Source organism: Chlorobiota bacterium, from assembly GCA_016710285.1.
GTDB lineage: Bacteria > Bacteroidota > Ignavibacteria > OLB7 > OLB7 > OLB7.
In genome coordinates, this window is the sequence record JADJXR010000001.1 from 994,775 (window position 1) to 1,019,708 (window position 24,934).

Annotated in this window: 17 protein-coding genes; 6 read left to right on the top strand and 11 right to left on the bottom strand. The window is 58.2% G+C overall.

Annotation, left to right across the window (positions count from 1 at the left end; genetic code table 11):
• Positions 1-94 precede the first annotated feature (94 nt).
• From IPM61_03550 to IPM61_03560, 3 genes are all read right to left on the bottom strand, one after another.
• On the bottom strand, positions 95-3,124 hold the full coding sequence (locus IPM61_03550) for a hypothetical protein (protein ID MBK8910381.1): 3,030 nt from the start codon (positions 3,122-3,124) through the stop codon (positions 95-97).
• Between the two features lie 155 nt (positions 3,125-3,279).
• On the bottom strand, positions 3,280-3,996 hold the full coding sequence (locus IPM61_03555; protein ID MBK8910382.1) for a hypothetical protein: 717 nt from the start codon (positions 3,994-3,996) through the stop codon (positions 3,280-3,282).
• A 141-nt stretch (positions 3,997-4,137) separates the two neighbouring features.
• Positions 4,138-5,052: a hypothetical protein gene (locus tag IPM61_03560; protein MBK8910383.1), complete on the bottom strand. Its 915-nt coding sequence runs from the start codon at positions 5,050-5,052 to the stop codon at positions 4,138-4,140.
• An 807-nt stretch (positions 5,053-5,859) separates the two neighbouring features.
• Between IPM61_03560 and IPM61_03565 the strand changes: the two genes are divergently transcribed.
• Entirely contained in the window at positions 5,860-6,660 is an 801-nt protein-coding gene (locus IPM61_03565; GenBank protein ID MBK8910384.1) for a hypothetical protein, read from the top strand.
• A gap of 68 nt (positions 6,661-6,728) precedes the next feature.
• Here the strand turns inward: IPM61_03565 and IPM61_03570 are convergent, their stop codons facing one another.
• The gene (locus IPM61_03570) at positions 6,729-7,304 is read right to left on the bottom strand and encodes a DinB family protein (protein MBK8910385.1); all 576 of its coding nucleotides are present in this window, start codon (positions 7,302-7,304) and stop codon (positions 6,729-6,731) included.
• Positions 7,305-7,450: 146 nt separating this feature from the next.
• On the opposite strand from IPM61_03570, the gene IPM61_03575 reads away from it, so the two are divergent.
• Complete coding sequence (locus IPM61_03575; GenBank protein MBK8910386.1) at positions 7,451-10,231, top strand: tetratricopeptide repeat protein; 2,781 nt, start codon at positions 7,451-7,453, stop codon at positions 10,229-10,231.
• A 26-nt stretch (positions 10,232-10,257) separates the two neighbouring features.
• Here IPM61_03575 and IPM61_03580 read toward each other — a convergent pair whose 3' ends face one another.
• Positions 10,258-10,974 carry a DUF2461 domain-containing protein gene (locus tag IPM61_03580; protein ID MBK8910387.1) on the bottom strand — a complete coding sequence of 239 codons (717 nt, stop codon included), beginning with the start codon at positions 10,972-10,974 and terminating at the stop codon, positions 10,258-10,260.
• A gap of 485 nt (positions 10,975-11,459) precedes the next feature.
• On the opposite strand from IPM61_03580, the gene IPM61_03585 reads away from it, so the two are divergent.
• Complete coding sequence (locus tag IPM61_03585) at positions 11,460-11,669, top strand: hypothetical protein (protein MBK8910388.1); 210 nt, start codon at positions 11,460-11,462, stop codon at positions 11,667-11,669.
• Between the two features lie 42 nt (positions 11,670-11,711).
• Here the strand turns inward: IPM61_03585 and IPM61_03590 are convergent, their stop codons facing one another.
• Positions 11,712-12,170, bottom strand: a complete 459-nt coding sequence (locus tag IPM61_03590; GenBank protein ID MBK8910389.1) for a hypothetical protein — start codon at positions 12,168-12,170, stop codon at positions 11,712-11,714.
• A 444-nt stretch (positions 12,171-12,614) separates the two neighbouring features.
• On the opposite strand from IPM61_03590, the gene IPM61_03595 reads away from it, so the two are divergent.
• The gene (locus tag IPM61_03595; GenBank protein ID MBK8910390.1) at positions 12,615-15,950 is read left to right on the top strand and encodes an AAA family ATPase; all 3,336 of its coding nucleotides are present in this window, start codon (positions 12,615-12,617) and stop codon (positions 15,948-15,950) included.
• 74 nt (positions 15,951-16,024) lie between these two features.
• Here IPM61_03595 and IPM61_03600 read toward each other — a convergent pair whose 3' ends face one another.
• The 5 genes from IPM61_03600 to IPM61_03620 all read right to left on the bottom strand — a co-directional run bounded on the left by IPM61_03600 (position 16,025) and on the right by IPM61_03620 (position 23,270).
• A complete protein-coding gene (locus IPM61_03600) occupies positions 16,025-16,660 on the bottom strand; it encodes a hypothetical protein (protein MBK8910391.1) in 636 nt (211 codons plus the stop codon).
• Positions 16,661-16,884: 224 nt separating this feature from the next.
• A complete protein-coding gene (locus IPM61_03605; protein ID MBK8910392.1) occupies positions 16,885-17,682 on the bottom strand; it encodes a hypothetical protein in 798 nt (265 codons plus the stop codon).
• Between the two features lie 132 nt (positions 17,683-17,814).
• Positions 17,815-19,536 (bottom strand): PP2C family protein-serine/threonine phosphatase, encoded by a 1,722-nt coding sequence (locus IPM61_03610; GenBank protein ID MBK8910393.1) that lies wholly within the window; start codon positions 19,534-19,536, stop codon positions 17,815-17,817.
• Positions 19,537-19,605: 69 nt separating this feature from the next.
• A complete protein-coding gene (locus IPM61_03615) occupies positions 19,606-20,406 on the bottom strand; it encodes an NHL repeat-containing protein (protein ID MBK8910394.1) in 801 nt (266 codons plus the stop codon).
• A 17-nt stretch (positions 20,407-20,423) separates the two neighbouring features.
• Complete coding sequence (locus IPM61_03620) at positions 20,424-23,270, bottom strand: S8 family serine peptidase (GenBank protein ID MBK8910395.1); 2,847 nt, start codon at positions 23,268-23,270, stop codon at positions 20,424-20,426.
• Between the two features lie 245 nt (positions 23,271-23,515).
• Between IPM61_03620 and thiO the strand changes: the two genes are divergently transcribed.
• Positions 23,516-24,658, top strand: coding sequence for a glycine oxidase ThiO (gene thiO / locus IPM61_03625; GenBank protein MBK8910396.1), 1,143 nt, complete (start codon positions 23,516-23,518; stop codon positions 24,656-24,658).
• Positions 24,642-24,848: a sulfur carrier protein ThiS gene (gene thiS, locus IPM61_03630; GenBank protein ID MBK8910397.1), complete on the top strand. Its 207-nt coding sequence runs from the start codon at positions 24,642-24,644 to the stop codon at positions 24,846-24,848. The genes thiO and thiS overlap by 17 nt, the downstream gene beginning before the upstream one ends.
• Positions 24,849-24,934 lie beyond the last annotated feature (86 nt).

A 24,934-nucleotide genomic window follows, 5' to 3' on the forward strand; every position in this document is an offset into this window, starting at 1 on the left:
TCGATTGTGGCCGGGATTGCTGGGAATCACTCACTGTGGAACTCTGTGCTGCCAGCTTTGCATTGCCAGCTTTGTGCTGCCAGCAAGGCACGCATCACTTTGCTCGTAAATCGGGATTGTCAATCCGCAACTGCGTTCCTTTCCAATCGGGTTTGGACTCGATTCGGATTCCGCGCAGCAGTTTTTTTACTTCTTCCAACTCCGCTTGCAATGCCTTCACCTGTTTCTCCAATTCTTCCACGCGTCCGCTGCCGTCGCCGGTTGCTGCGCCAGTGGGGCGATTAAGCCGTGTGAAGTTTTCAAACAGGATGGAAATCTTCTTCCGTTTTGCTTGCTTTTCGATGCCGGTAACGTGGCTCCAATCCACTGGCTCGGCAGCGCGTGCAATGATGTAGCTGGTGTCGAATCGCCCGTTGTCGCGCATGGCATGGCCGGGGGTTGAGGAAGAGATAAGGTAATCGCCAATCGCGATTGCCCCAGCTTCATCGGTCACCCACATCTCTCCGTTGCCAACCGCCATCACCAAAAAAGGGTTTTCTTTATCCAGCTTCCGCGTGGACTCCTGCCGCGCCAAAAACGCGCCAAGAATGCGGGGGTCGTTTGGGCGGGTTGAAAGGGCAACGCCGTACAGGATTTCGGCATTGGGATTATCGCGCAGATATTGATTGTTCCCGGTAAGCGTGGCCAGCATTCCTTGCTGCGCGTCGGATTCGTTTTCCGGCAAGGCGTAGTGCGAACCGGTGAAGGCGTTGTAGGAAACGGTTGTCCCCGCAACGGAAATCGTTCCTTCTTCGGTTCCATCTTGGCGAATGCTGAGGATTGTCCCATCGCTGGTGGTGCGGTTCAGCTCGGCAACGGTCGCGCTGGATATTTCAACATCAAGCCGTGCGCTTGGTGCGGTGGTTCCTATGCCCACATCGCCGTCACCTTCGATGCGGACCCGCTCGGCAATGTCGTTTGCGGCGTTGACGGTTGCGAACGTCATCGCACTGGTGCGGCTTGCGTTGGTGGCGGTGGTCCAGATGGTGGCAATGCGCCCGGCATCTTGGTTTGCTGTGGAGTTAGACTCAAGCTGAAATTGAATCCCCGAGCCGAACCCCGCAGCAGGTGTTCCGGTTGAGGCGTGTTCAATCCGAAGCACGTTATCAATCACGTTGGTGGTGCTGTTTTCCAGCACGATATCTTGGCGTGCGGCCGGGGTTTCCGTACCGATGCCAACATCGCCATCCCCTTCCACCACAAACGGCACGGCCCCACCGTAATAGAAAGCGCGGCGCGTTCCGCTCACCGTGCTGGGGATATTATCCACCTGGATGCCAGTGTAGTTTTGCACCGCACCGGTGCCGGTGATTAATGGCTGCTGGCTTTGCACGCCAATAAATGTTCCGATGTTGCCCGAGCTTTCAATCGTGGGACCGGTAAGCAATCCGCGCCCCGTCGTCACGGTCCCGCCCGATGAGCTGGTGACCAGAGCCTGGACCCCATTGGCCGAACTCATCGTCCCCGTTCCGGACATCACTGTTTGGCCATAGAGGGCGCTGGTAAGTGTCGAGGTTCCAGAGGAAGCATGGTTCACATTGGCTTGAAGCCCGCGTAGCTCGGCAACGGTGGATGTGTTGTGGTTGGCCAAGCGAACAAACCGGCTGATTGCCTTTGCGTTCGCCATGCTTGCCGTGCCAGCAACCACTGTGCTGTCGAACGCCATTGTTGCGTGGTAGCCAGCACTGGTTGCGCCGGATGGATTGATCTGCTGCGAAGTTTTCACACCAATGGAGTTCGTCCAGCTGGTGATGGTTTGCGTTGGGTCGGTGATGTCGGGGGTGGTGATCTCCACATACGAAACCGGTGCCGATGTGCCGATGCCGATATCCCCGTTCCCTTCAATAATTACTGGGCGATTCTTCCCTGTGCCGTCGTAAAAAAATGCGCGCCGGTTGCCCGCCACCACGTCGGGGTTGATATCCTCGATATGCACGCCAGTGTAATTGGCAACCGTCCCGCTACCGGCGATAAACGGCTCGATGGAACGTAGCCCAACAAAATTTGTGATGTTTCCGGTGCTGCTGATAAATGGGCGCGCCGATACGCCGGTGGCATTGGTGATTGTTCCGCCACCTCCATTGGTAATGATCGCCGCGTACCCTATTCCATTGGTTACTGTGCCGATGCCAGTTAACCCTGGGTTGGAGTAGAATCCAACAGCTTCATTCAAGGTTCCACTTCCAGCCTGCACCGCGTTCCCCTGAAATGCCCGAAGCGTTGCAATGGCGTTGTTATTGAAGTTGCGGATGTTCGAGAATCGCCCGATGAATGTTCCCGAGGCAAGGTTGCTGGTTCCGATAACCGCGACGCTATCGAACGCAGAAACCGCATGATACCCCACCCCAGTTGCTGCCGAAGGATTGATTACCTGCGACAACTTCAATCCAATCGAGGGGGTCCAATCCGTGGTAGTCTGGGTAGAACTGGTGATGGTCGGCGCGGAAATCTCCATAAATGGAATAGGTGTGGATGTCCCGATTCCAACCTTGCCGCTGGTGAACAACGCTGCGTAGTTCGTCCCCCCGCCCGATGCTTCCACGCTTAATCCCGTCGCCGTCCCCGTGCCGTTGGCCACCGCACGTACCGAAAGCCCGCTGGCACTTGCGTTGGCTCCGCTTTCTGAGGCTATCCGTGCCCCAAGCGCAGCCGTCCCCGACCCCAGCGCGCTGTAGGCAACATCGAACAACCGGCTGCTTGCTCCAGCAGTCACCTGCGCCGATGCCACGTTGTAGCGAACGTACGTTCCCGTCAACAACGTCCCCGGATCGGCCCACACAGGCACCCCTCCGGAAAGTGATAGGATCGCCCCATCGGCCCCTGCGCTCAACCAGTTTGTGGTCCCCGTGCCGTTGGTTGTGAACAGCAATGCCCCCATTCCCGGCCCGGCGGCCGGCATCTCCACGGTGTAATTGCTGCCGATGCCGCCGGAAGGGCTGCGCAAGGTGATCCGCTTGCCGGTGTTGTCCTGCAGCTGAATGCCGGGGTTGAACGGCGTAGGCGTTTGCCCCGCGGCTTCCCCCAACGTTATCGCCACGGCCAGAAACGCCGGAAGGATAGATCGAAGATATTCGTGCTGCCTCATGTGCTGCTGGTGCTGTCGGTGTGAAAAAGTTCGCGCAAAAAATTTCGGCATCGCTATTGCCGGCATATACCGGACTGATGCTCCGCGTTGGAAGGAGAAAGAGGAAAACCCGCAGAGCATCAGTCCATGATAATGCTGCCGATGGTGACGCCGACTTACGGATTCATGCAGATGATGTTAGCCGTGCAGTTTGCTGGCGGCAAGCCGTTCAAAGCAAAGCTGAACGTGTTGGTTCCGGTGTCAACGCCGGTGATGGTGGCCCAGTATTGGGTTCCATCGGTTCCATTTTGGATGGTGATTGTAATCACCGACCCCGCTGCCAGCGTGAAGCCCGTTGGCGCGGCAACCCCGGTGTACACATCTTGCCCGTCGGTTAGCCCAAAGCGGCGGGAGTTGATGGTGTTTGCAATGCTGGCAGCAATCGTGATGGAGCCAGCTGCGTTCGTCACCGTGATTCCGGTTCCGGCAGTGATGGTCCCCAGCGTGTAGCCGGTGCCGTTGCCAATCAGCAGTTGGCCGTTGGTTGGCGTGGTGGCCAGCCCCGTTCCGCCATTGCTGATGTTCAGCGTGCCGGTGACGTCGCCGCCGGCACCGTTCGATGCCAAGTTCACCGCCCCAACAGCAACGTCCAAAATGCCGCTGCCAAAACTTGTCCCGCGCAACACGCCGGTGCTGCTTGGGCGTGCAAACCGCATGGTTGCGTTGCCGCCGCTTCCGGTCACGTAGTCGCCCGGATTCGATTGCATAATCAGGCCGTTCGATGGGTTCGTTCCCCCACCTTGCTGAAGTTTGATGCTGCTGAATGGTGTCTGTGCCGAAACCGACAGTGTGAGTCCGATCAGGGCAATTCCCATCCCTGCAAGTGTTTTCATTGCCTTCATTGGTGCGTACCTCTGTTTGATTGGTGTATTGAACAGTGAGCCGTCTTTTAGCTCATTTTCTGATGTCTGTACCTTTGGTTGTCTTCCCCTGCCTCTACACAGGTCTGGCTTGAGGTTGGCCACGGTCTGCTGCTATTTATCAATCACATATTTCAGGCTTCCGGTTGCCGTTGGATAGAATCCACCGAACGTCACAAGGAAGCCAACGCCAGGAGTGATGGAGGTTACTGAAGCGGTGATGGTCTGCCCGCTGGGATCGGAGATGGAGATTACAACGTTGGCCCCGGCGGTCACCAGTGGGTTGTTGACCATCAGCGTGGTGGCCTCGAAGGGAATCGGAACGGTCCCGGAAATCCCGCCATCGAACGTCACCCAATTCGGCGCGCCTGGCGTTCCGGCGTTGTACTCGAACTGCTGCGTGGTGGTGTTGAAAAGGATCAGCGAGGTTGCCGGCCCGGCGATGTTATCCCGTTCGGTGGTTGTCACGCGGGGGAGCAATACCCCCTGCGACGAAGAGGAGAAATCGGCAACTGCCGAAGGGGATGGCGATGGAGTTCCAACCCCTAACGAACCGTTTGGGGCAATGCGCATCCGCTCGATATTGTTGGTGCGGAACACCAGCGGCTGCGGGTCGGTGGTGCCCACAAAGTTGATTGCCGGGTTCGTCCCGCTGTTCCCGGTAAGGGACCATCCAACGTTGTTGATATTGATCCCCGACAAAAACGGGACCCAGTTCGGGATCAGCGGCGTTCCGGCGTTGTACTCGAACTGGTTTGCTGTTGTGTTAAAAATCAGAAGAGTGGTTGCGGGCTGATAGATGGCGTTCCGCTGCGTGGCGGTCATCCGTGGCAACAGCAACCCGGCATGGAAGGAGGTGATATCCAACGCGGCGGAGATGTCGGGGCGCAAGGTCCCAACCCCCATGTGGCCGTAGATATCGGACATTGGGCTTGGCGAAATGCCGGGGGTTGGTTGCGCTGATGCGATGATGCTGGCGGTCCCCCACAGGAAGGGAATCAGCCAGCGGCGTGTTGCTGGGATCATCATTGACGTTGCTGAAATGCCGGGTTCTACCAGCCGATAGCCTTCTGTAGCAGTCTTCTGTAGCTTCGTTGCTATCGGCCATTACGTCAATTCCAGAAAGTGCCCCTTGCCTGCATCCTCGGCTGACCAGGTCCTCTTGGTTAAAGAAGCCTTGTTGCGTTGCTAACTCCGACACCTTCAGCCCCGCCCCTGCAATCGCCCCCCGCAAGCAGTGCAGAACCATGCAATTGGATGATCTATCCATGCACCGCAGTTGCAGCGTGGCGGGCTTGTCTGGCCGTTGCAGGCCAAGCATTGCCCGGTTTCGCAGAAGCTGACCAACCGCCCACAGTTGGCGCAGTACCGAAGGTTTTCAATGGCTGAAATGTTGGCGGGAAGACTCACGGTTGCTGGTGTCATGTCTGCTGCAAAAAGGTTCGGTTCGCCCCTGTTTACTTGGCAGCCATTTCGCATGATCGTGGCGTTGTCCCTGTACCTTGCTGGAATCTGCCGGACAAGGTAATGGCAGGGCGCACCAGAAGCAGGGGGGGACGCATCAGTGGATTTCAGCAGCGCATCAGTTGCCCCGCAGAACCCGCATCACTTCCGTTTCCATACTCAGTTTCTCATTTCAACTTTTCATTTCCCCCCTTTCAATTCTGCACCAATACCAGAACGGCGCGCCAGGCTACCGATAGCCAAGCACGCCGTTGGAACGCCGTTCACCCGCTCTTCCCCCCGTTCATTCTTGCTCCCTTTGCGGGTCTTCGGGGGGAACGGGGTTATATTCGCCCCAGCACTTCCATTCAGCCGAACGTTACCGATCTGGCCATGAATCAATCTCGCTTGCTCATCATGCTCCTCCCCTTCTGCCTGCTCCCGTTGCTGGCGCAGCAGATGGGCGCGCAGCCTGCGGCTTCGCCCGTTTCCGTCCCCTTCAACTCTGCATGGTTTGGAACCGTTGGCGCCGGATTAACCGCCCACGATAACGGCGCGTTCTCACGCCGCCTTGCCAGCTTCGTCCCCGCCAAACCGGACGGGGAGCCGTACTTGTACCAGAACAGCGAGTTCTTCGAAACCGGGACGATCTTGACGGCTGGCGGTGGATTGCTGTTTGGCGAGCGGTATCTGGTGGGGGGAAGCGGCGAGATGGTCCGCTATCCCGAATCCCAATCCATTATGCCCCCGGGCTCCCCTCGCGACCAGTATATTTTACGCGGCGGCGGCGGCGGGCTGGACTTTGGCTACGCCGTGGTGAACGATGGCCAAACCCTGGTGTTCCCTTACCTGCAAGGGGGCTACTACGGCTACACCCTTGAGTATCACAACAACCAAACCGACTCGCTCCCCTTCTTTGAAGGAAACCCAGTGGCCCCCGGTGGAGTTGGAACCTACACCGGCGCGGCCCCGCGTGTGGCGATTGGCGTTGGGCTGGTCCATTTCCTTGGCTCGGCAGAGGCCGATGGATCCAGAAGCGGGTTCGTGGTTGCGGCGCGGCTAACGTGGGGGGTGATGCCGTCGCGGCCCTCGTGGGAGCAGGATGGGAAGCCGGTGAACAACGGCGGACTAACCCCGGCATGGAATGGAGTTTCGTTCGGCATTTCCATCGGCGGCGGAGGTGGCGGGAAGTAGCTTTGCCAGCAGGATCGGCACTCACTCACACACTCTCTCTTTTCTCGTCCACCCGGCACGCCGCAACGCTATTCGGATAGCGTGGGGAATCCGGGTTCCTGCATCACCCCCGATGCCTGCGCAAGGTGGCGGCGTTCGTGGGCCAGGGTGGCGGCAAACCACGCCCCCAACGAAAGGTTCAGCAGCCGCACCGCTGGCGAGCGGACTTTCGTGGATTTCAGATCCACCCCGTTCGCGCTCTGGATCGCTTCCGATAGCCGCCGATGGAACCTGCTGAATTCATCCGCCACCTGCTCCTTGTTGTTGCTTGCCGATGGCGCGTAGATGGGGAACGTCTTGATTTTTTTTGCCCCCTTCTCATCCAGCGTCCGAATAAACCAGCGGTTGATTGGACCGTAGCGGAAGGGACCGTTCGATAGCTTCCCCGCCGATTTCGCGTTGGCGATTGCTGGCTCAATCCGTTCAAGCAATCGGGTTCCGGTCACCGTCAGATGGTCCACGCACTCCCCCACCGACCACCGTTCCGGGGCTGGCCGCCAATTCAGTTGTTGTTCGGTTATGCCCTGCAGCAAGGTCTGCACGCGGTGGTCAATCGCGGCAAGCTGCTCAAGGTAGGATTGGAGTTCGGGAAGAAGGTGTTGCATGAGTGTTCTGGTTTTGTGAAAAATGCCCAATTGCCCACAACGATCCCCAAAATAATCCCAGCCCGCATCTGGATATTCTTTGCTTCGGTTAGAAATGGCTTTCCCGTAGATTTGCCCCGATTTTTTCCCATGATGACGCTCCGCCAATGCCAGAAACCTTTGCACACTTCGCCACTTCCGCAACGCTTGCGCTGCTGCGAACCAAGCTGTACGTCCCGCGCCCACAACCGAACCTTGTTGAGCGGGAACGGCTGTTTGCGCTGGTAGATCAAGGGCTTCAAAGCCGGTTGACCCTGATTTCGGCCCCGCCGGGGTTTGGCAAAACTACGTTGGTAAGCGAATGGGCGTGGCGCACCGAACGGATGGTTGGTTGGGTGAGTTTGGACGAAGGGGATAACGACCTGCGCCGATTCCTCCGCTACGTTGCCGCCGCGCTCCACCGGCTGGACCAGCGCGTTGGGAAAACCGCGTTGGGATTGCTGCAATCGCCGCAAGGAACCCCCGAAGGGGTGCTGACCTCGCTGCTGAACGACGTGTTGGAAGCCAACACGCAGATGCTTCTGGTGCTGGACGATTACCACACGATTGACTCGCCCGAGGTCCACGACGCGCTGCTTTTTATGCTGGACCATCTGCCGGACGAATGCCACATTATTCTTACCAGCCGCGTGGACCCGCCGCTGCCGCTGGCGCGGTTGCGTGGCCGCCGCCAATTAACCGAAATCCGCTCCGGCGACCTTCGATTCACCCCCGATGAAGCTGCTGCGTTTCTGAACGCAGTGATGGGGCTGGACCTTGCCGCCAACGACGTTGCCGCGCTGGAGTCGCGCACCGAAGGATGGATTGCCGGGTTGCAGCTTGCCGCGCTTTCGGTCCGGAACCGCAGCGACGCTTCGGGATTTATCCAAGCCTTCACCGGAAGCCACCGCCACGTTGTGGATTACCTTGCCGACGAGGTGCTGCACCGCCAACCCGAAGCCGTGCAGCGTTTTTTGGTGGAGACCTCCATCCTGGACCGGCTAACCGGGCACCTGTGCGATGCCGTCACCGGAACCGAAGGGGGGGCGGCGCGGCTGCAAACGTTGGAGGAAGTGAACCTGTTCATTATGCCGTTGGACGAGGCGCGATACTGGTACCGATACCACCATCTGTTCGCCGATTTCCTCCGGTCGCGGCTTGCGGCGGGGTCCCCGGAAATCATTCCGGAGCTTCACCACCGCGCTGCACTGTGGTATCAGGAGCAAGGCCTTCTGACCGAGGCAATCCGCCATTTCCTTGCCGCCGACGATGCCACCGCAGCCTCGAAAATCGTGCTTCGCTATGCCGAAGAGAAGTTGGTCCGCAGCGAACTTTCGCTGCTGCTGTCGTGGTTTCGGATGCTTCCGGAGTCGGCCATTGAGCAGAACGCCGGGCTTTCGGTGATCTACGCTTGGGTGCTGATCTTCACCGGGCAAATCTCCAAAGCCCCAAAGCGGATCGAAGATGGCGAGCGCGCACTGGCAATGCTGCCACCGCAAGAGCATCGCCAAGAGCATCGCATGTATGCCGGGCATATCATTGCCCTTCATGCTTTTATGGCGCGGATCAACGGCGGTGCCGAGCAAGGGATTGCCCTGTCACTGCAGGCTCTGGCGATGCTGCCGATTGAGCAGCTTGGCGCACGCGGCGCGGTGAAACTGAACCTTGCGCTGGCATATCTGCTGCAACGGAACGTGGAGCGGGCGCGGGCTGCCTGTTTGGAGGCGTTGCCGCTTAGCATATCGGCGCGGCATTTGTACGCGGCATTGGCTTCCATCCGGTTGTTGGAGCGGTTGGAGGTGATTCATGGGAAATTGCAGCAGGCAATGGAGTGGTGCCACCAGGGGTTGGAGCTTGCCCGGCACGAAGCCAGTGAGGAAACCACGAACCTTTCCACCGCCGTTGTTCACTTAAGCATTGGGGAGCTGGAATATGAGTGGAACAACATCGAGAAGGCGCGGACCCACCTTAGCGAAGGAATTCGCCTGGCAGAATTAAGCGGCGAAATCTTAACCCAGCGCGACGGCTACGTTGCCGTTGCGCGGCTGCAACACACCACCGGCGACGACGAAGGCGCGCTGCAAACGCTGGCCACTGCCGACGATTTAGCCCACCGATACAGCGTCCCCGATTGGATCCGTTCGCCGCTGGCAACCTTCCGCACGCGGCTCCATTTGGAACGGGGGGAGATTGAAGCCGCCGCAGCATGGATGCAGGAAAAACGCCCACGCCTGGACCGCCAACCCAACGATGGATGGCAGCTTAGCGGCTGGATTGATTACAACGAAGTGGAGCGCCGCACCGTTGCCCGCGTGCTGATTGCCACGGGGGAATATGCCGAAGCCCTCACCATCCTTACCGAGCTTGCCCAGCTTGCCGAAACCGAAGGGCGCGACGGCAACCTGATTGTTCTGCTGAACCTGATGGCCATTGCCCATTGCCAGTGCGGCAACGAACCCGAAGCCTTGCCCCTGCTGGAACGCGCGCTCCGGCTTGGCCAACCCGAACGCTACACCCGCACCTTTGTTGACGAAGGGGAAGCCATGCGTGGGCTGCTTCTTCGCTTGCGGAAAAAAATCGTTGGGCGCGAAGGGGAAGGGGGGATGGTGGATTATCTGGATCGGCTGTTGGGGGCGTTCCCCCAGCGGCAGCCCAGCGGCACACCGGCCCAGGGGAAAGTGCGGGCCGCAGCAATCGCCACGCAGTTCCTGCTGGACCCGCTTAGCCAGCGGGAGATCGAGGTCCTGCAGCTGGTGGCGCGGGGAAACTCCAATCGTGAGATTGCCGAGCGGTTGTTCGTGGCCCCCGGAACCGTCAAACGGCATATCCACAATATCCATGAGAAGCTGGGGGTGGACACCCGAACCAGAGCCATTGCCAAAGCGCGGGAGATGGGGGTGATTGAGTAGGGCCCGAACGCGCTTGCTTGCGCCGATTACTTCTCCGCAAAAAACTCCAACAACGGCATTGCCGCGATGCAGTGCTGTAGGATCGTCTGCGGAAGCTCCAGGCTGGTGAGTTGCTTCTGCGTCAGCTTGGCTCCGAACTCGAAACTGGTCAGTTTCAGATAGGGAGCGGCGGGGTGAGATTCCTCGTATCCCTTCGGCATCCGCTTCAGCGATTCCCCCCGCAGTCCGTTTGGATAGACCGCCAAAAATTCTGAATCGCTGGCCAGTTGCGCCAGCTCTTGGTGGTTGCTGGCAATCCGCTCCCGCAGCCGTTTCAGCGCGGGTGCCGAGGGCTGATGAACCCCGCCGCCACAGTAGCTATCAATCCCCCGCGCCCCTTCCGGCTGGAAGCTGAAATAGCAACCGAACCACTCCCCTTCCCCCAATCCCTCCATCAGGAATGCAATGCCGATGTGGGTTTTGTAGGGGGATTTGTCTTTGGAAAATCGGATGTCGCGGTTGATGCGGAACAGCGAGCGGCGTTGGTCGGCCATCAGCGGCAGCCCATGCTCGGCAAACAGGGCCGCCATTTGGCTTACCAGCGACTTGCTTGGCTGGCGCAGATGCTCCTCATACTCGGCGCGGTGGGCATCGAACCACGGCTTGTTGTTGTTCTCCTTCAGCCCATGCAGGAACTGAAAGGTCTTCGCGCTGAATCCCTCAAACGGAATGGGCGGCGGCGTATCGGGAAGGAGATCGTTCATTGTGGGACGTGGTTGTTGAAAGTGTCGGAGAATTGGCGGATTCCGCCGCGCCTCCCTGCTTCGCCGCAAGCAGCTGCGCGTCCCCCCAATGCTGGGGGGAACTAGGTTCGGCTGTTGATCTTTTTCTCTCTGGATTTCACACCACCTCTGCCAGCCCCTCCCCCAGCATTGGGGGAGGCGGGGTGGGGGCGACTGCGGTAGCGGGGTTGGTAGGCGCCGCAGGCTACAGATGGCACCGCAGGCTAAAGACCTGCGGCTACCCCTTTTCCAAACTGAAGTCACGGAGAGAGGAGGCGGGGAGCGCGGGTGAGTAAAGGCCTCTCAACATCACCCATTTCCGTCCCACTGCCGGAGCTGCAACTATCAACCCCGCAGTGTATCCTTTGGGCCATGTGGGGAGCGTGGCGGGGAGGTAGTTTTGCTGGCGTTCGGAACCGGATGGTTTCCGCGATGTGTGAACCAGCAACAACCCATTCTCCAGACCGATGGAACTCCCTACTACACTTTCTATCTCGCCACACCATCTCTCGTTCTTTTTCTTCGGCATGGTTGGGGCAATTCCGTGCGGGGCAATACCGTACAACGCCATTTGCCGCGCCGGAGCATCCTCGGGGAGGTCTGCAATCCCTGCAAGGAATTTTCGCAAGAAGGGGCGCGACCGCAAGGCCCTGCTGCTGCGGCGCGCCAAACGATAACCCCAGCAGCAGACGGCAAGCAAGACCGCCTACTCACACCCATCACAGGCGGTAAGGTTCCCCTTTCGGAAGCGGGCCGTAGATAATCGTCTGGATGGTATCCCCTTTGTCTTTGTCGAGCAGGTACAGCGTGTCGCCCGTTTCGCGGGGACGGTCGGTGAACAAGCTGATCTTCCGATACAGCTGCCCTGTAAGAAGCTGCCACTCATCTAATTTTAATCGGTAGCTACCATCGTGGCTTACAATCAACCAGTCATTCAACGAAACAATGGTGGTGCCGAAATTTTTCAGCACAAAAAACTCCGCGGTGTCGGGGGCTTTGGGGTTCAGATTTAGCTCCACCACACGCACCAAATATTTGCTGGAACCTGGGGGGATGTTCTGGAACAGCTTTGAGCTGTCAATCGGCGTGGGGGGCGGGGTTGGGTTGGATTCGCAACCGGGAAACAGAAACAGGAAGAAGCCCGTGCAAAACAGGGCAAGCAGTGTATCGCGTAGCATCGGATGAAATGTTCGGTAGTCAGTGCTTGGTTGATCGTTTGGCCGTTGATCCGCTGTGCGGATCGTGCAATCGCTGTTGCGTTGCAGCCGCGAAGCTACGACTTCCACCGCCGCAAAACCAAGCATAGAAGCGTTAGAAGTTGGGAACGGAAAGGGAAGCCCGCTTCATACGAGTGCCCCATCCCTCCGCTTCTTCAGCAGCAACACGTTGCTCCGAACCCTCCATCCCTCTACACACTCCAAATCGGCGGCGGAACGATAGCCGCTTGCTATCCCCACCAATCCAGCTGCACCAGCAACGGCTGATGAGCTACCAAAAGGTTTGGCACGCAGCCGAACTTCCGCCGCGCCGTGATGATTCGCCACCGAATCCGTAGGTTGTTCCCCCTTCCAAAAGCATAGGCAGATAGCATGCCGCTTTCAACTACTGGGAACCGAACCTTCATGGGAACTCATCCATCTACCGACCCCCTTCTCTCCTTCCTCAATCGTGGCGTGCTTCCGTTTGTGGGGCGCGATCGGGAGGTGGGGGCGATCATGCAATTCTGGGAAGGAACCGTGCAGGCCGACGGGCTTCGCCTTGCGCTGCTGATTGGGGAAGCGGGGCAGGGGAAAAGCCGATTGATTGAAGAAATCGCGGCGCGGATAGCCGCACGCGCGGGGATTGTTGCCCATGTGAAGGTCTATCCCGAATCCACCACATCCCTTATCGCCCTCCTCTCCCGCTCCCTTGCTGTTGCGCCTTCCACCTCGGCCATCCTTCGGTCCGACCCCGAGCCGAACCTCCCTTCGGTTGCCGATGCGTTGCGGCGGCTTTCGCGGCTGCGCCCGATGATGCTTGCCGTTGAGGATGTTCACCTTCTGGCGGGAAGCTCCCTTGCCGAGTTCGCCCAACTGCTTGATGCCCTTGCCGATGAAACCTTCCCCATCCTGTGCGCCGCCCGCCCGGTGGATATGGGTGCGCGTGGCGTGATGGAACGCTGGCTCCACACGGAGATCACCCTGCATGGCCTTGACGGCGCGGCGGTCCGGCAGATGTGGCACACGTTGTTCCAGCAAGAAATAGAGGTCCCGTCCATGCAGGCATTGCAAGGGGCAACCTCTGGGAATCCCCTTGCGGTGCGCTCGGCATTGCGCGGGGCGATGACCGGAGCGTTGCGCGAAGAACGCTCCCCGGGAAGCGTCCCCTACGTGCGGCTTTCCACCGCCGATCTTCTTGCATCGGTTCAACGAAGCGTCACGCTGCTGGCCGACGGAATGACGGCGCACCTATCACCCGAAGAGCTTGCAAACGCCAGGCAGCTTGCCTTGCTTGGCGAAATCTTCTCGGCGGAAGCAGCCGAAATGGTGATTGAGGGGAACGCCGCCGAAGCAGTGCGGACCTTGCGGTATCGCGGCATCATCAGCCAAGCCGCTGCGGGGTCAACGCCGATTCCTGGCGGCAACGGCGGCAGCAGCCAGCCCCCGCTTTCTTTCACCCACACCTTGCTTCACCACCACCTGATTGATGCTCACCCAACTGATGTCCACCCAACTGAAAAAACCGAATCACTTCCCGCTCTTCTCTGGAAGCTCTGCACCGCTCCTCTCCCTCTCTATTCTTTCCAACCCTTCTTGCTCCTTGCTCCAATCGCTCACCAGCTGAACATTTCCGCAGAAGAGGCTTACGATGGAGTTGCGGCAATGATGGAGAGAACAAGATGGATGAACGTTGCACTGCTGGAGACCGGAGGGCGCGATCTGTTGAACTGTGGCAAAGCGATCCGGCAGGCGTTCGCAAGCAGATGGAGCAGCGGCCAGCAGCAGGAGAACGAGCTTCTGCTAATCGCCACCGACTTGCGCACCCGTCGGCTGGAGCTTTACACCGACCAATTCGAGCAAGATGTTCAGCACTACCTTCAGCTAACCGAAGGCGCGGAATCGGAGGCCGTTGCCCGGCACCGGCTGAACGGGCTTGCCACCATCCACGCCATCACGAATATGCGCCACTACGCCCAGCGGCGCGACACATGGCAGGAAGGCTTGCGCATTGTTGAACGCCACCCCAGGTTGCGGCGCGGCCACGATTGGATCAACTTCCTTCGCCAGCTTGCGCAGTCTTCGGCACTGGACCATGCGATTATCCGCGCGGTAGAGCGGGAGGTGGAAACATTGATTGAGGTGGAAGGGCTTGATGAAGAATTCAAAGAACGATGCTGGCGCGAGATTGCCCCGTTCCTTCTGGACACATTCTCCAACCCGCTGGAGCTGGAGAAGCGACGCCAGCTTTGCCAGCGGCTGCTTGATTCGGTCCATGCTTCCGATCCGCAAACGCTTTCGCGGGTGGTCTCCTTTTACTACAACATCGGCCAGGCCAACGATGCGTTGCAGCTTCTTGAGCGATTGCTCCCGCTGCTGAAATCGCACCACATCCTCACCAACTACTACTCCCACCGGCTGAAGCGCCTTCATCTGCGCGCCGGGTTTGGGCTAAGTCCCAGCCAGATTGAAGCCGAGGTGGACCGCCTGATTGCCGAAACGCCCGCGCCCATTCGCGACGGCTTCCGGCGGTTTGTGGGGCTGATACTCCCGCAGCTGTACGTCCATTTGGGGGACGATGCGGCCTTGCGGGATTGCATCGCCCGCCGCACCTTGGACCGGTCGCAGCTGTTCCCCGATGTTCTTGCATTGGCCGCCGAAACCAGCGACGAACGCGCCACCATCCTGCACCGAATCCGAAGCGAAGAATTGCTCCCCCCCGACATCTCACGGCTGATTGCGCTTCTGCAATCCCCCGAATCGGAAGCGGACCCGGCCATTGCCATCCTGTTCCAACAGATGGAGTTGAACATCCTTCGCCTAACCGACTTGATCTTCTTGCGGCTGGCATTCCAGCTTATTGGGGAAATGGACCCCGGGCTGCGGAAACGCCTGCATGGCCAAGCCGCCGCGCTGTTCGGCAGGGTGATGGACTGGCTAAGCACGCGGGAACTGTGGGCGTTTATGCTCCCATTCTTGGAGCAATTTGGGGAGGAGTATCTGGGCAAGAAGGAGCTGAAACAGTGGCGCGACCGCACCGCAACCATTGCCGAGCAACGCCGCCCGGCCGACCATGGCTTGCAAGAAATTCTGTTGAAGATGATTGGGACGGTGGAGGCGGTTCTTCCCGACGGGAGGGTGATACCGATTCGTGGCGGGCGGTTGCGCGCCGTGCTGGGGCTGATGGTTGCCAACGCCATGCAGAAGCAACCGCTGGAGCCGCGTGAGTTCCGCCACCTTGCCGCCGGTGGCGAGGGGGACCCGGAGCACGCACGCAAAACGATGAACGCGGCGGTCTTCCGGCTACGCGAACTGCTGGGGCAGCAGGTAATCCGCACCGAAGGGGAAACGCCAATGCTGAACCTTCAGGCCGTTCGGGTGGATATTTTGACGGCGCGCCACTTGCTTCGTGATGCGGCCCGCGCCGTTCGCGATGGGGCACTGCGGCGCGCCTTCCCTGCGGTGATGGAAGCGTTAGAACTTACCCACGGCGAGGTCCCCTTCCCAACGTTGTACGAAGAGCTGTTCGAGGCCGCCCGCGAAGATTTCGAGCATCTGCTCCGCTCCACAACGCTCCGCGTAGCCTCCGGCCTGCTGCGCGAGGCCGACCCCGCCAGTGCCGAGGAATTGCTCCGCCGCGCACACGCAATGATGCCGGAGGATGAGGAAGTGTTGGAGATGTTGAACGAGTCGCTAACGCAGCAAGGGAAGCGAACCGAAGCCGCCCGCCTGCGCTTGCGAGCGATGATGGAAATGGAGTGATGGATGGGGAAATTGAGGAATTTCAACGCGCCGGGATTCCCCCGGTAATCGTCCCAACGAACCGGAGCCATTGCTCATTTTTCATACAGATCACGGATGCGTTCGTAGTCTTCAATGCGCTTATTCATTCGATAAATCGGCAGCACAGAATTGATATCATCCCCTGTTACTTTATACCATGTCTCCTGTGAAAAAAACGTTTGGATAGCAGCTCCCTTATCTACGTTTTCATGAAATGTTGGGGTCGCAATTTCAACAATTGGATAGCCATAGCACTCACACATATCCATAAACCGCATAATTTCTGAAGAAGATGGAGGTGAGGTAAATATTTTCCTTGATCCTGCGTACAGATTATTGATGGCTTTATTCATGCTATCGTTTGCCCTTTTATCACCGAATTTGCGTATGTGTACTTGCTGGGAATCCAACATTGAATCCACAAATCCGGCGGCATATAAATGGCTCCATTCGCTACAGTTATGTAGGCTATCGCATTCTTGCCCCAGCAGTAATAATCCCCAATATTGCTTGTTCGTGGAATCAACAACTTTTGCCCAGATTAAAACTATAGTTTGCGATTCAAGAAGAAAAGGCGACGGTTTATACCGGGTCCACATCAATATTTCTGGCTCCGCCGCCTGATATCGAACAACATCTATGTCATTGAACTCCTTAAGAATATTTTCTTTGAGCTTTGCAGTTAGCACTGGAGGATTGGGGTTTAGGGATGAGTATAGCAAAGCTTTATTGCCCCTCTCGTTTTTACAACTGCCGCAAACGAAGCAGAGTATCATCAGATTGATAACGCATATTTTTTGACTGCGATAGCGCATTTCACCCGAATTTTTTAACGATTGTCCTGTTATCCCACAAACTTCCAGATTACTGACGATTCTTGCATTTTCAGCTTATTTGCGAGGATTCATCAGGCTTATTCCGTGCTATGATATTCATTCATTTTGCTGTACAACTCCATCTCCCTGAGAAATTGAGCCACAGGAATGCTGTGGTTTGGGTCATCGCCAGTCATTGCTTTCCATGTTCGCTCCCGAATGATTGTTTTAGCTGTGCAATGCAGGCTTTCCTCCTCGCCTTCCATAGCTGGAGGAATAAATCCTGTTAATACGGAGCCAAGTCTAGACGGACTATTAGCAAAATCGAGAATCTCCTTTGCTGTTATTATACTATCATTTAACTGGGTTAAGAATGTTCTGGATGCAGGACGATTTACGATATCTATTAAAGCACTATCATATTGGTCTTGTGGCAATGATCTTATATTGTCGCCAAAATAATCCACTATTGATGATGACATATCACTCCCGCCTTGACACCTACTGCTATCACACTGGCGTTCAAGAATTATCAGCCCCCAACATTGATTTGATAATGAATCTTTTAGATGCACCCAACTTAAAACGAATAAGCTGCTATTCCTCGTTAAGGTGTCAAGTATGTTTATTGAAGCAAGAATCCGGATTGTTTTAGTGAATTTTCTATTCTTGAAACTTCTATGTATGGCCAGCCGCTCATCTATTGAAGCCGCTGCTTTTTTATAAAAATCAGCGTACAAAGAATCAGGGAACGGTAGTGGGTCTAACGTGTCTCCGGATAAATATGGAGAATTATCATCCGTGATAGAATTATGGCAATTGGCAGAAGTCATCACAAGGATAGCCGCCACAAGCAGAAGCGAAATGATGGTGTGTGTTTTTTGCAGAACCTGCATTGCGTACTCCTGCGCTAATGATGACAAGCACCGACCTTACCCTAACAACGGCACCGCAGTCCCGAACATCACGGAAATGGAATCGCCCTGCCAGCAGTGGACAATCACCATGGGAGAATGGAGTGCGGGAGGCTACGCCTGCCGATTAACCACCAGCAGGGTGATGTCATCCGACTGCGCCGCCCCCTGTGTGTGAATCGCGATGTCGTAGCAAGCGCGGTCCACCGCTTGCTCGGCAGTGATGGAGTAATTGCCAGCGAACAACGCCTGCAGCCGGTCGTCGCCGTACTCCTCGCGCTGCTTGCTCATCGCCTCGGTAACGCCATCGGTGTACAGGATCACCATATCCCCCGGCGCCATGCTGATTTCGCCAACTTGATACGGAATCAGCGTTGGCATCACCCCCAGAATCAATCCCCCAACATCCAATGCGTCGGTCCCGTTTTTGTGGAAATGGTAAGGGGGGTTGTGGCCAGCATTCACGTAGCGGAAGGTCCCTTCGCTGGGGTCCAGAATGCCGAAAAATGCGGTGATGAATTTATCGGCCGAGGTGTTGCCGTTGATGATGTCGTTCACCCGCGCAGCAAGCTCCGACAACGGCAAGTTCAGCCCCGCCAACGCACGCAACGCCGCCTGGAAGTTGGCCATCAGAAGCGAAGCCGGGGTCCCTTTTCCCGAGACATCGGCCACCGAAAGGAGCACGCGCCCTTCCCCAAGCTCAATGGCATCGTAGCAGTCGCCCCCAACTTGCTGGGTTGGGATTGTGCGCGCCGCAATCTGGTAGCCAGGGAGGGTTGGCAACACCAGCGGCAGCAACCCTTTCTGGATTTCGGCAGCAATCCGCAGGTCCTCCTCCAACCGATTCTTCTCGATCATCTCCTGCAGCAGCCGTGCGGTCTCCAGCCCGCCAATCGCCAGCGAAGTCAACGCCCCCAAGTACTCCAGGTCCTCATCGTCCATCATCTGGTTCAGCCGTTGGCCAATCAGCAGCAGCCCGCGCGTCTCCCCCTGCATCTCCATCGGAATCGAAGCGCGGATGCCAAGCTGGTGAAGCTCGGCAAGGTGCGGATCGGTTGCGGCTTCCGGGCCGAACATCATGGGACCGCGCTCGGCAAGGGAAGGAAGACACTCCGTCGGCGGAGCCTGGGGGAAGCGGTTGACAGCAAAGCGGTATTCCTCCCCGATCTTCAACGCCACCGCGTACTTGCTGATGGTCATCTCCCCCATCAAAGTGTATCCTAACAGCCGCAAGATGCCGTCGTGATCCAGCAGCGCGTTGAACTCCTGGCTGGCCTCGAACAGGGATCGCAACCGATGCACGCGCCGCTCCAGCTTCCGGTTGGCATGGCGAAGCGAGCCGCGCGCGCTGCACCCCTCCAGCGCAATGGCGGCAATGGTGCGGACCAGCGCGGCGTACGTAAGGTCATTCTGGGAAAGCTCGCGGTTGGTGAAAGGCTTGCCAAGCAGCACCATCCCGAACGTTCGCTCGCCAAATTGCAAGGGGAGTGCGTAGCCGATATTGTTGCGCTCAAGCATCGCTTCGGTCTCTGGCTCAAGCTCAAATTCCCCGTTGTTTTCCGGTGTGGCTGCGCGCCGCAACTGGCTTCCCGCCAGCCCGCCGCCGCCTCCTTTGATGATGGTTGTGTGGAACAGGTGCGGATCGTTGGAATCGGCCACCGCAACGGCAGCGCGACCCAGACCAAACTTCCCCATCAGCGTCAGCAGCAGGTTGTTCAGGATAAAATCGGGGCTGTCCGATTCAATCAGCAATCGGCTTAGCTCCAACAGCGCATTGATGTCGAGCGAGGTGACAGCAGCGTCCTGCGGCAACGCGGATTCCATCATAGGATTCATGGCGGCAAAGATAGGGGATGGGAGGGAACTCCGCCCGCATTAGATCGGGACGGTTACCGATCTCTTTTATCAGAAACCATCCTTGCTGTACACCCCACAACGCGTGGCGTAAGCCATCACAAAAATTCCGTTGCGAAGCAGCACCGCGGCGGCGGGGTCCTTTGCTTCAAGGGGGAATTGGTCTATCCATTGGCGCGTGGCTGCGGAGTAGAGATGGATGCTGGAGCCGTCCGACAGCAGCAGCGTGTCGCCGGCAATGCTAAGGTTGGTCGGGGAAAATTCGGGCGGAAGCGGAAGGTCCCGAACATAGCTGCCAAACGGATCGAACTGGGCCACGCGCCCCGCATCAATCACGTAGATATTGTCCGCCTCGTCAAGCTCAATCCGTTGCGGGTCCGCAAGCCGCGCCGCGCCGCTGGTTTGGTCCCCAAACGTCCGCTCCCACATTCCCCGCGCAGTGAATTTCACCACCCTGCGGTTTTCGCCATCCACCACAAACAGGTCCCCTTGCCGGCTTACCGCTACGTCGCGTGGGTAGCCAAAACGGGCGCGCTCGTTTGCGCCGTCGCGTGTGGCAATGGTGGTGACGTAATCCAGCATCCGGTTGAAACGTTGGACCCGGTGGTTGTTGTGGTCGGCAACGTACAGGTCGTTCCCCTGGCGCGCAGCCACGGCCATTGGTTGGTCCAGTTGCAAAGTCCCGCTTCCATATCCCCCCACCATTCGGAGCGAGTCGCCACGGGGGGAGAAGAGCACGATGGAGTTCCCTGCGCAATCGGCAACGATGATATTCCCCTGAACATCAGTATCCAGATCGCACGCGCCGGAAAACTGGCCGAAGTAGAGAAGGAATACAAGAGGAAGCAGCATGATAGATCCGTGGCCGATTACTCAACAATGAAGTTCCGCACCGCACGCTGGTTTCCGGACGATAGAGTTATCCGATACAGCCCCGCTGGAATCCCGTGCAACGGAAGCTGCAACCGCTGGCTTCCGGACGGAACCGGAACCCGCACAATTTCCCGCCCCAACAGGTCGTGAACTTCAATGGCTCCCGGGCGTTGCGAAGCATCACTCCATTCCACCATCACACTTCCGCGAGCAGGGTTCGGGAAGAGTTGCAGCAACGGGGAAGCAACGGGTTCTTCCGGAACAACGCTGGTCCCGTTGTACACCTTTTTTGCCTGCGCCACGCTTTGGCGAAGCGTTTGGAAATCCTGGGCAGCCAGCAGCGCAAACGCCACGGTTGTTGTGTCGCCGGCGGCAATGGAAAGTGGACCCGCAGCAATCATCATGCTGGCATCCCCAGGGTCGCTAAGGGTGCGGGCAAGTCCGCCGGAGATTTTCCCCCACTTCTTTGCCGGGCTGAAATCCACCTGCACGCCGTTCTCTGGGTCGTCGTTGTTGATGGCGTAGAAGTTATTCCCCTCCCCCTCAAGAATTGCCGCCCCCGTGTAGATTTTATTCTGCTCCATCCCAGGGTTTTGCTGGTATCCCAAACGGAATGCGGAGTCGTAGCCGGCAACGTCGCCCAGGCCATCCAACCCAACATCCCAATCAAGGTACAGCCCGCAATGGAGGTTGGCGATTGGCGCACCGGAGATGTTTTTCAGCCGGTAGCGGAGGATCACAAAATTCTCCGAAGCCGCCTCGCGATACTCCGTTGTGGTCAGGGCCACTTCAACCCCGACTCGCGATTCCTTCAGCATCGCCGAATCGTTGAAGAGTGCTCGGCCCGTTTGCACCGAGGAATCGGGGGCAACCGTCAGCCGATACGGCTTCACCATCTGGAAGCCTTGTGCGGTCCCTTGCGACAATCCCCCAACGCGGACAACATCGGCAACATGATCCGCAGCGGACCCCACCACCAACCCACCGTGGAACAGCAGCCGGCGGCTGGTTCCGTAGGTGAAGCCATCCCCTTGCCCACGGTTCAAGCCGTTGTAGGCAATGTTCCCCGTGCTGTTGAACGTTGCGGTGATCTTGTTGAGATCGGTTGTCTGGTAGGTTGGGGAAATCTGGAGGGTGATGTAATCATTGTTCACCCTGTCCAACGTGATGGTGCTGACTTTCAGCACCAACTCACTATTTGCGGCCATCTGCGAAGGAATCGTCAGGGTGAAGTTGCCGGTGGCCGAGGTTGCGGTTGCCCCGGTGGCCAAGTTGTTGAACCGCACACGGTTGTTGCCAATCACCAGGGTCGGATAGTTGGCCTGCTCCATCGTAACCACCAAACTATCGGTTGGGGCAAGCAGATTTTTTATGGTGACTTGGATGGAGACCTGCTCCCCAGCGTCGGGGATTCCATCGCCATTTTGGTCGTTCAGTTTGTACTCCACCATCCGCGCCGACCGCACCGCTGGGCCTTGGGTAACGGCGCGGGACAAGTTCAACCGCCCCGCGCCAAATTTATTGACCACCTGCGGCGGAAGCGATCCGGTGATGTCGTCGCAGCTGGAGCGGAGCACCTCGGCGATTTGCTCAGGGTCCAGCCCCGGATATTTTTTTATCAGCAACGCCGCCGCGCCCGCCACCATTGGGCAAGCGAAGGAGGTCCCGTCGTCGCGGCGGTAGCTGTTGCCGATGTCGGTTGTTAGCAAGCGGGTGCCGGGGGCGGCAAGGTCCACGAAGTAATTGTAGCGGCTGAACGATGCGCGCCGGTCCTCCTCATCGGTGGCGGCAACGGAGATAACGCCGCGATAGCTGGCGGGATACAGCGGAGTTTCTATCCCACTGTTTCCGGCGGCGGCCACCACCACTGCGTTGTAGTTGCCAACCACCACATCAATCACCTCCTGCTCGGCCCGCGAACGGACCACATCGCCCCAGCTGCAATTAATCACCTGCGCCCCCATTTTGGCGGCGTACAGGATGGACTCGTAGCCGTTAACAAGATCAGGGCTTGCGCCGTCGGTGGCAATTTTCAGCGACATCAGCCGCGCACCGTATGCCACGCCGGCAATCCCACGGTCGTTGTTGGCAATTCCTGCGGCGATTCCGGCCCCTTCGGTCCCGTGGCCTTCGCCCGCGGGGGATGGATTGTTATCGGGGTGGAGGCCGTCGTAGCCGGAAAAATCGTAGCCGCGCCAATCGTCAACGTAGCCGTTGCCGTCGTCATCTTTTCCGTTCGTGCTTTTCTCCTTCCCCTCGCTGTCGGTTCCGTTCTCGCCCGGGTTTTTCCAGATTGCTGCGGCAAGGTCCTCGTGGTCCGGCTCGATTCCGGTGTCGGTGATGGCAATCAGCAGGGTGCTATCGGCTTGCACGCTATCCCACGCCTCCATCGCGCTGATTTTTTCCAGATACCATTGGTCGGCAAGGGAAGGGTCGTTCGGTTGCAGAAGCAGCCGCGGGCGGCCAATCGGTTCGGCATACTCCACCCCCGGCAGCTTTGCCAGCGATTGCGCAACGTGGCGCGGGTCCACCCTGGCGGAGTACTCCACCACCGCAATCCGCAACAGCCCGGCTTCTTGCGATTGGCTGGTGGATTTGTACATGGCCATTCGCCACTTCACCAGGGCCGGGTTCAGCCACGGGCGAACGTCGCTGATGCCGAACTGCGCGGCCACGCCGCCAAGCAGCAACGGGGTGATCCCGCTGCGTGCGGCATCGCGAGTGAATTTGACAAGAACCCGATTGGGGATCAGATCGGACCCCACGGTGTGCGGTTGCCCGGTTTGGGCCGGAAGCGTGGCAACGGCCAGCAGCATTAGCAAGAAGAGATGGAGGGCTTTCATGGGCTTGAAGATATGACGAGGGCTGGAAATATGGCTCCCACCCTACTAACACATCAATGCTGAGATTTGTTAGCCAGGCGGTGCGGCTCCAACGATTTTTCCGCTGCGTCCCACGCCAGTTTCCGAAGCCTTTTCCCTTTACACTTCCCTTCTATCCTTTCCCATTTCTCCAGCTATATTCGCACCATCTTTTCGGAATCGGTGATCCTGCGCTGCTCTCTATCTCTCAGCAAATTCAATCATCCATGACCCATACAGCACTCTATGATTGGTGCGTTATTGGCGGCGGGATTGCGGGGCTTGCCGCTGCCCGCGCACTGGCGCAACGGGGCCAGCGCGTGGCGATTGTGGAGCAAGGAAAATTTGGAAACGGAGCAACCGCCGCTGCCGGAGGGATGCTGGCTCCGCTGGTGGAGGCCCGGGTTGCCGAACCTCACACCCTCCATTTTGGTTTTGAGGCACTGCGGTTTTATCCGGAGTTCATCCGCCAGCTTGAGGCCGAAGCGGAGATGGAGGTTGGCTACCGAACCGACGGGACGCTGGTGGTTGGCGTGGACCGCGACCAAACCGAGCAGCTGCGCCACCTGTTTGCCGAGCAGCAGCGGTTGCAGCTTCCGGTGGAGTGGTTCAGCGGCTACGAACTGCGCGAGCTGGAGCCGTATCTATCCCCCACGATTGCCGGCGGCATCCGTTCGGGATACGACCACCAGGTGGATAACCAACTGCTGGCCGAAGCATTGCGGCGCACGCTTGTTCGGTTGGATGTTGGGGTGATGGAAGGCGTTGGCGAACTTCACCCGCAGCGCGTTGATGGAATCTGGAAGATTGAGGGGGATGGTGTTCCCGGAACGCCCCTTGCTGCGGCGAACGTGCTGTTGGCCGAAGGTGCCTCGGCCCGCGCTTTGCGGCGATTGCTGCCGGAGCTTGGGCGGCATCTGCGCCCGGTGAAAGGGCAGGTGCTGCGGCTGGACCAACGCGAACTCCATCTGCTGGACCACGTGGTCCGCACCCCCGAAGTCTATCTGGTCCCGAAAAGCGACGGGCGATTGGTGGTGGGGGCAAGTGCCGAGGAGCAAGGGTTCGACGACCGGATCACCGCAGGGGTGATGTTTGAGCTTCTGCGTGCGGCGTGGGAATGCGTTCCGGCAATCCGCGAGCTTCCCATTCTGGAGACCACCGTCGGATTCCGCCCGGCCACCAGCGACCACTTGCCGCTGATCGGCTGGACCCCAATTCCCGGGCTTGCCGTTGCAACGGGCTACTACCGGCATGGAATCTTGTTCGCCCCGTACGCCGCGCAACTGCTGGCAGCCCACGTGGTGGAAGGAAGCAGCAGCCAATGGATTCAGACTTTTTCCCCTGAGCGATTTCATGGACTTGACCGTTAATGGCGAACCCGCAACGCTGATGGAGGCCGGAACCATTGCCGAGCTTCTACAACAGCAAAGGATAGAACCAACCCAACAAGGGATTGCGGTTGCGGTGAACGACACCGTTATCCCCCGCCGCAGTTGGCCAACACACAAGCTGCAGGAAGGGGATCGGGTTGAGGTTATCACAGCGATGCAGGGGGGATAGTTCGGGGGGAATCATCCGCTGAACCCCGACGATGGCGAAGAACCTTTCTCTCGCGCTCCTTCTCTACTTTTTCTGCATCTGACCAG

What these genes read in the sequence shown, in the direction of transcription:
- thiO (MBK8910396.1), top strand. Translation starts at nt 23,516, where the DNA reads ATGACCCATACAGCACTCTATGATTGGTGCGTTATTGGCGGCGGGATT.
- IPM61_03615 (MBK8910394.1), bottom strand. Translation starts at nt 20,406, where the DNA reads ATGCTGCTTCCTCTTGTATTCCTTCTCTACTTCGGCCAGTTTTCCGGC.
- IPM61_03555 (MBK8910382.1), bottom strand. Translation starts at nt 3,996, where the DNA reads ATGAAAACACTTGCAGGGATGGGAATTGCCCTGATCGGACTCACACTG.
- IPM61_03565 (MBK8910384.1), top strand. Translation starts at nt 5,860, where the DNA reads ATGAATCAATCTCGCTTGCTCATCATGCTCCTCCCCTTCTGCCTGCTC.
- IPM61_03620 (MBK8910395.1), bottom strand. Translation starts at nt 23,270, where the DNA reads ATGAAAGCCCTCCATCTCTTCTTGCTAATGCTGCTGGCCGTTGCCACG.
- IPM61_03605 (MBK8910392.1), bottom strand. Translation starts at nt 17,682, where the DNA reads ATGCAGGTTCTGCAAAAAACACACACCATCATTTCGCTTCTGCTTGTG.
- IPM61_03590 (MBK8910389.1), bottom strand. Translation starts at nt 12,170, where the DNA reads ATGCTACGCGATACACTGCTTGCCCTGTTTTGCACGGGCTTCTTCCTG.
- IPM61_03570 (MBK8910385.1), bottom strand. Translation starts at nt 7,304, where the DNA reads ATGCAACACCTTCTTCCCGAACTCCAATCCTACCTTGAGCAGCTTGCC.
- IPM61_03610 (MBK8910393.1), bottom strand. Translation starts at nt 19,536, where the DNA reads ATGAATCCTATGATGGAATCCGCGTTGCCGCAGGACGCTGCTGTCACC.
- IPM61_03560 (MBK8910383.1), bottom strand. Translation starts at nt 5,052, where the DNA reads ATGATGATCCCAGCAACACGCCGCTGGCTGATTCCCTTCCTGTGGGGG.
- IPM61_03580 (MBK8910387.1), bottom strand. Translation starts at nt 10,974, where the DNA reads ATGAACGATCTCCTTCCCGATACGCCGCCGCCCATTCCGTTTGAGGGA.
- IPM61_03575 (MBK8910386.1), top strand. Translation starts at nt 7,451, where the DNA reads ATGCCAGAAACCTTTGCACACTTCGCCACTTCCGCAACGCTTGCGCTG.
- IPM61_03550 (MBK8910381.1), bottom strand. Translation starts at nt 3,124, where the DNA reads ATGAGGCAGCACGAATATCTTCGATCTATCCTTCCGGCGTTTCTGGCC.
- IPM61_03585 (MBK8910388.1), top strand. Translation starts at nt 11,460, where the DNA reads ATGGAACTCCCTACTACACTTTCTATCTCGCCACACCATCTCTCGTTC.
- IPM61_03595 (MBK8910390.1), top strand. Translation starts at nt 12,615, where the DNA reads ATGGGAACTCATCCATCTACCGACCCCCTTCTCTCCTTCCTCAATCGT.
- thiS (MBK8910397.1), top strand. Translation starts at nt 24,642, where the DNA reads ATGGACTTGACCGTTAATGGCGAACCCGCAACGCTGATGGAGGCCGGA.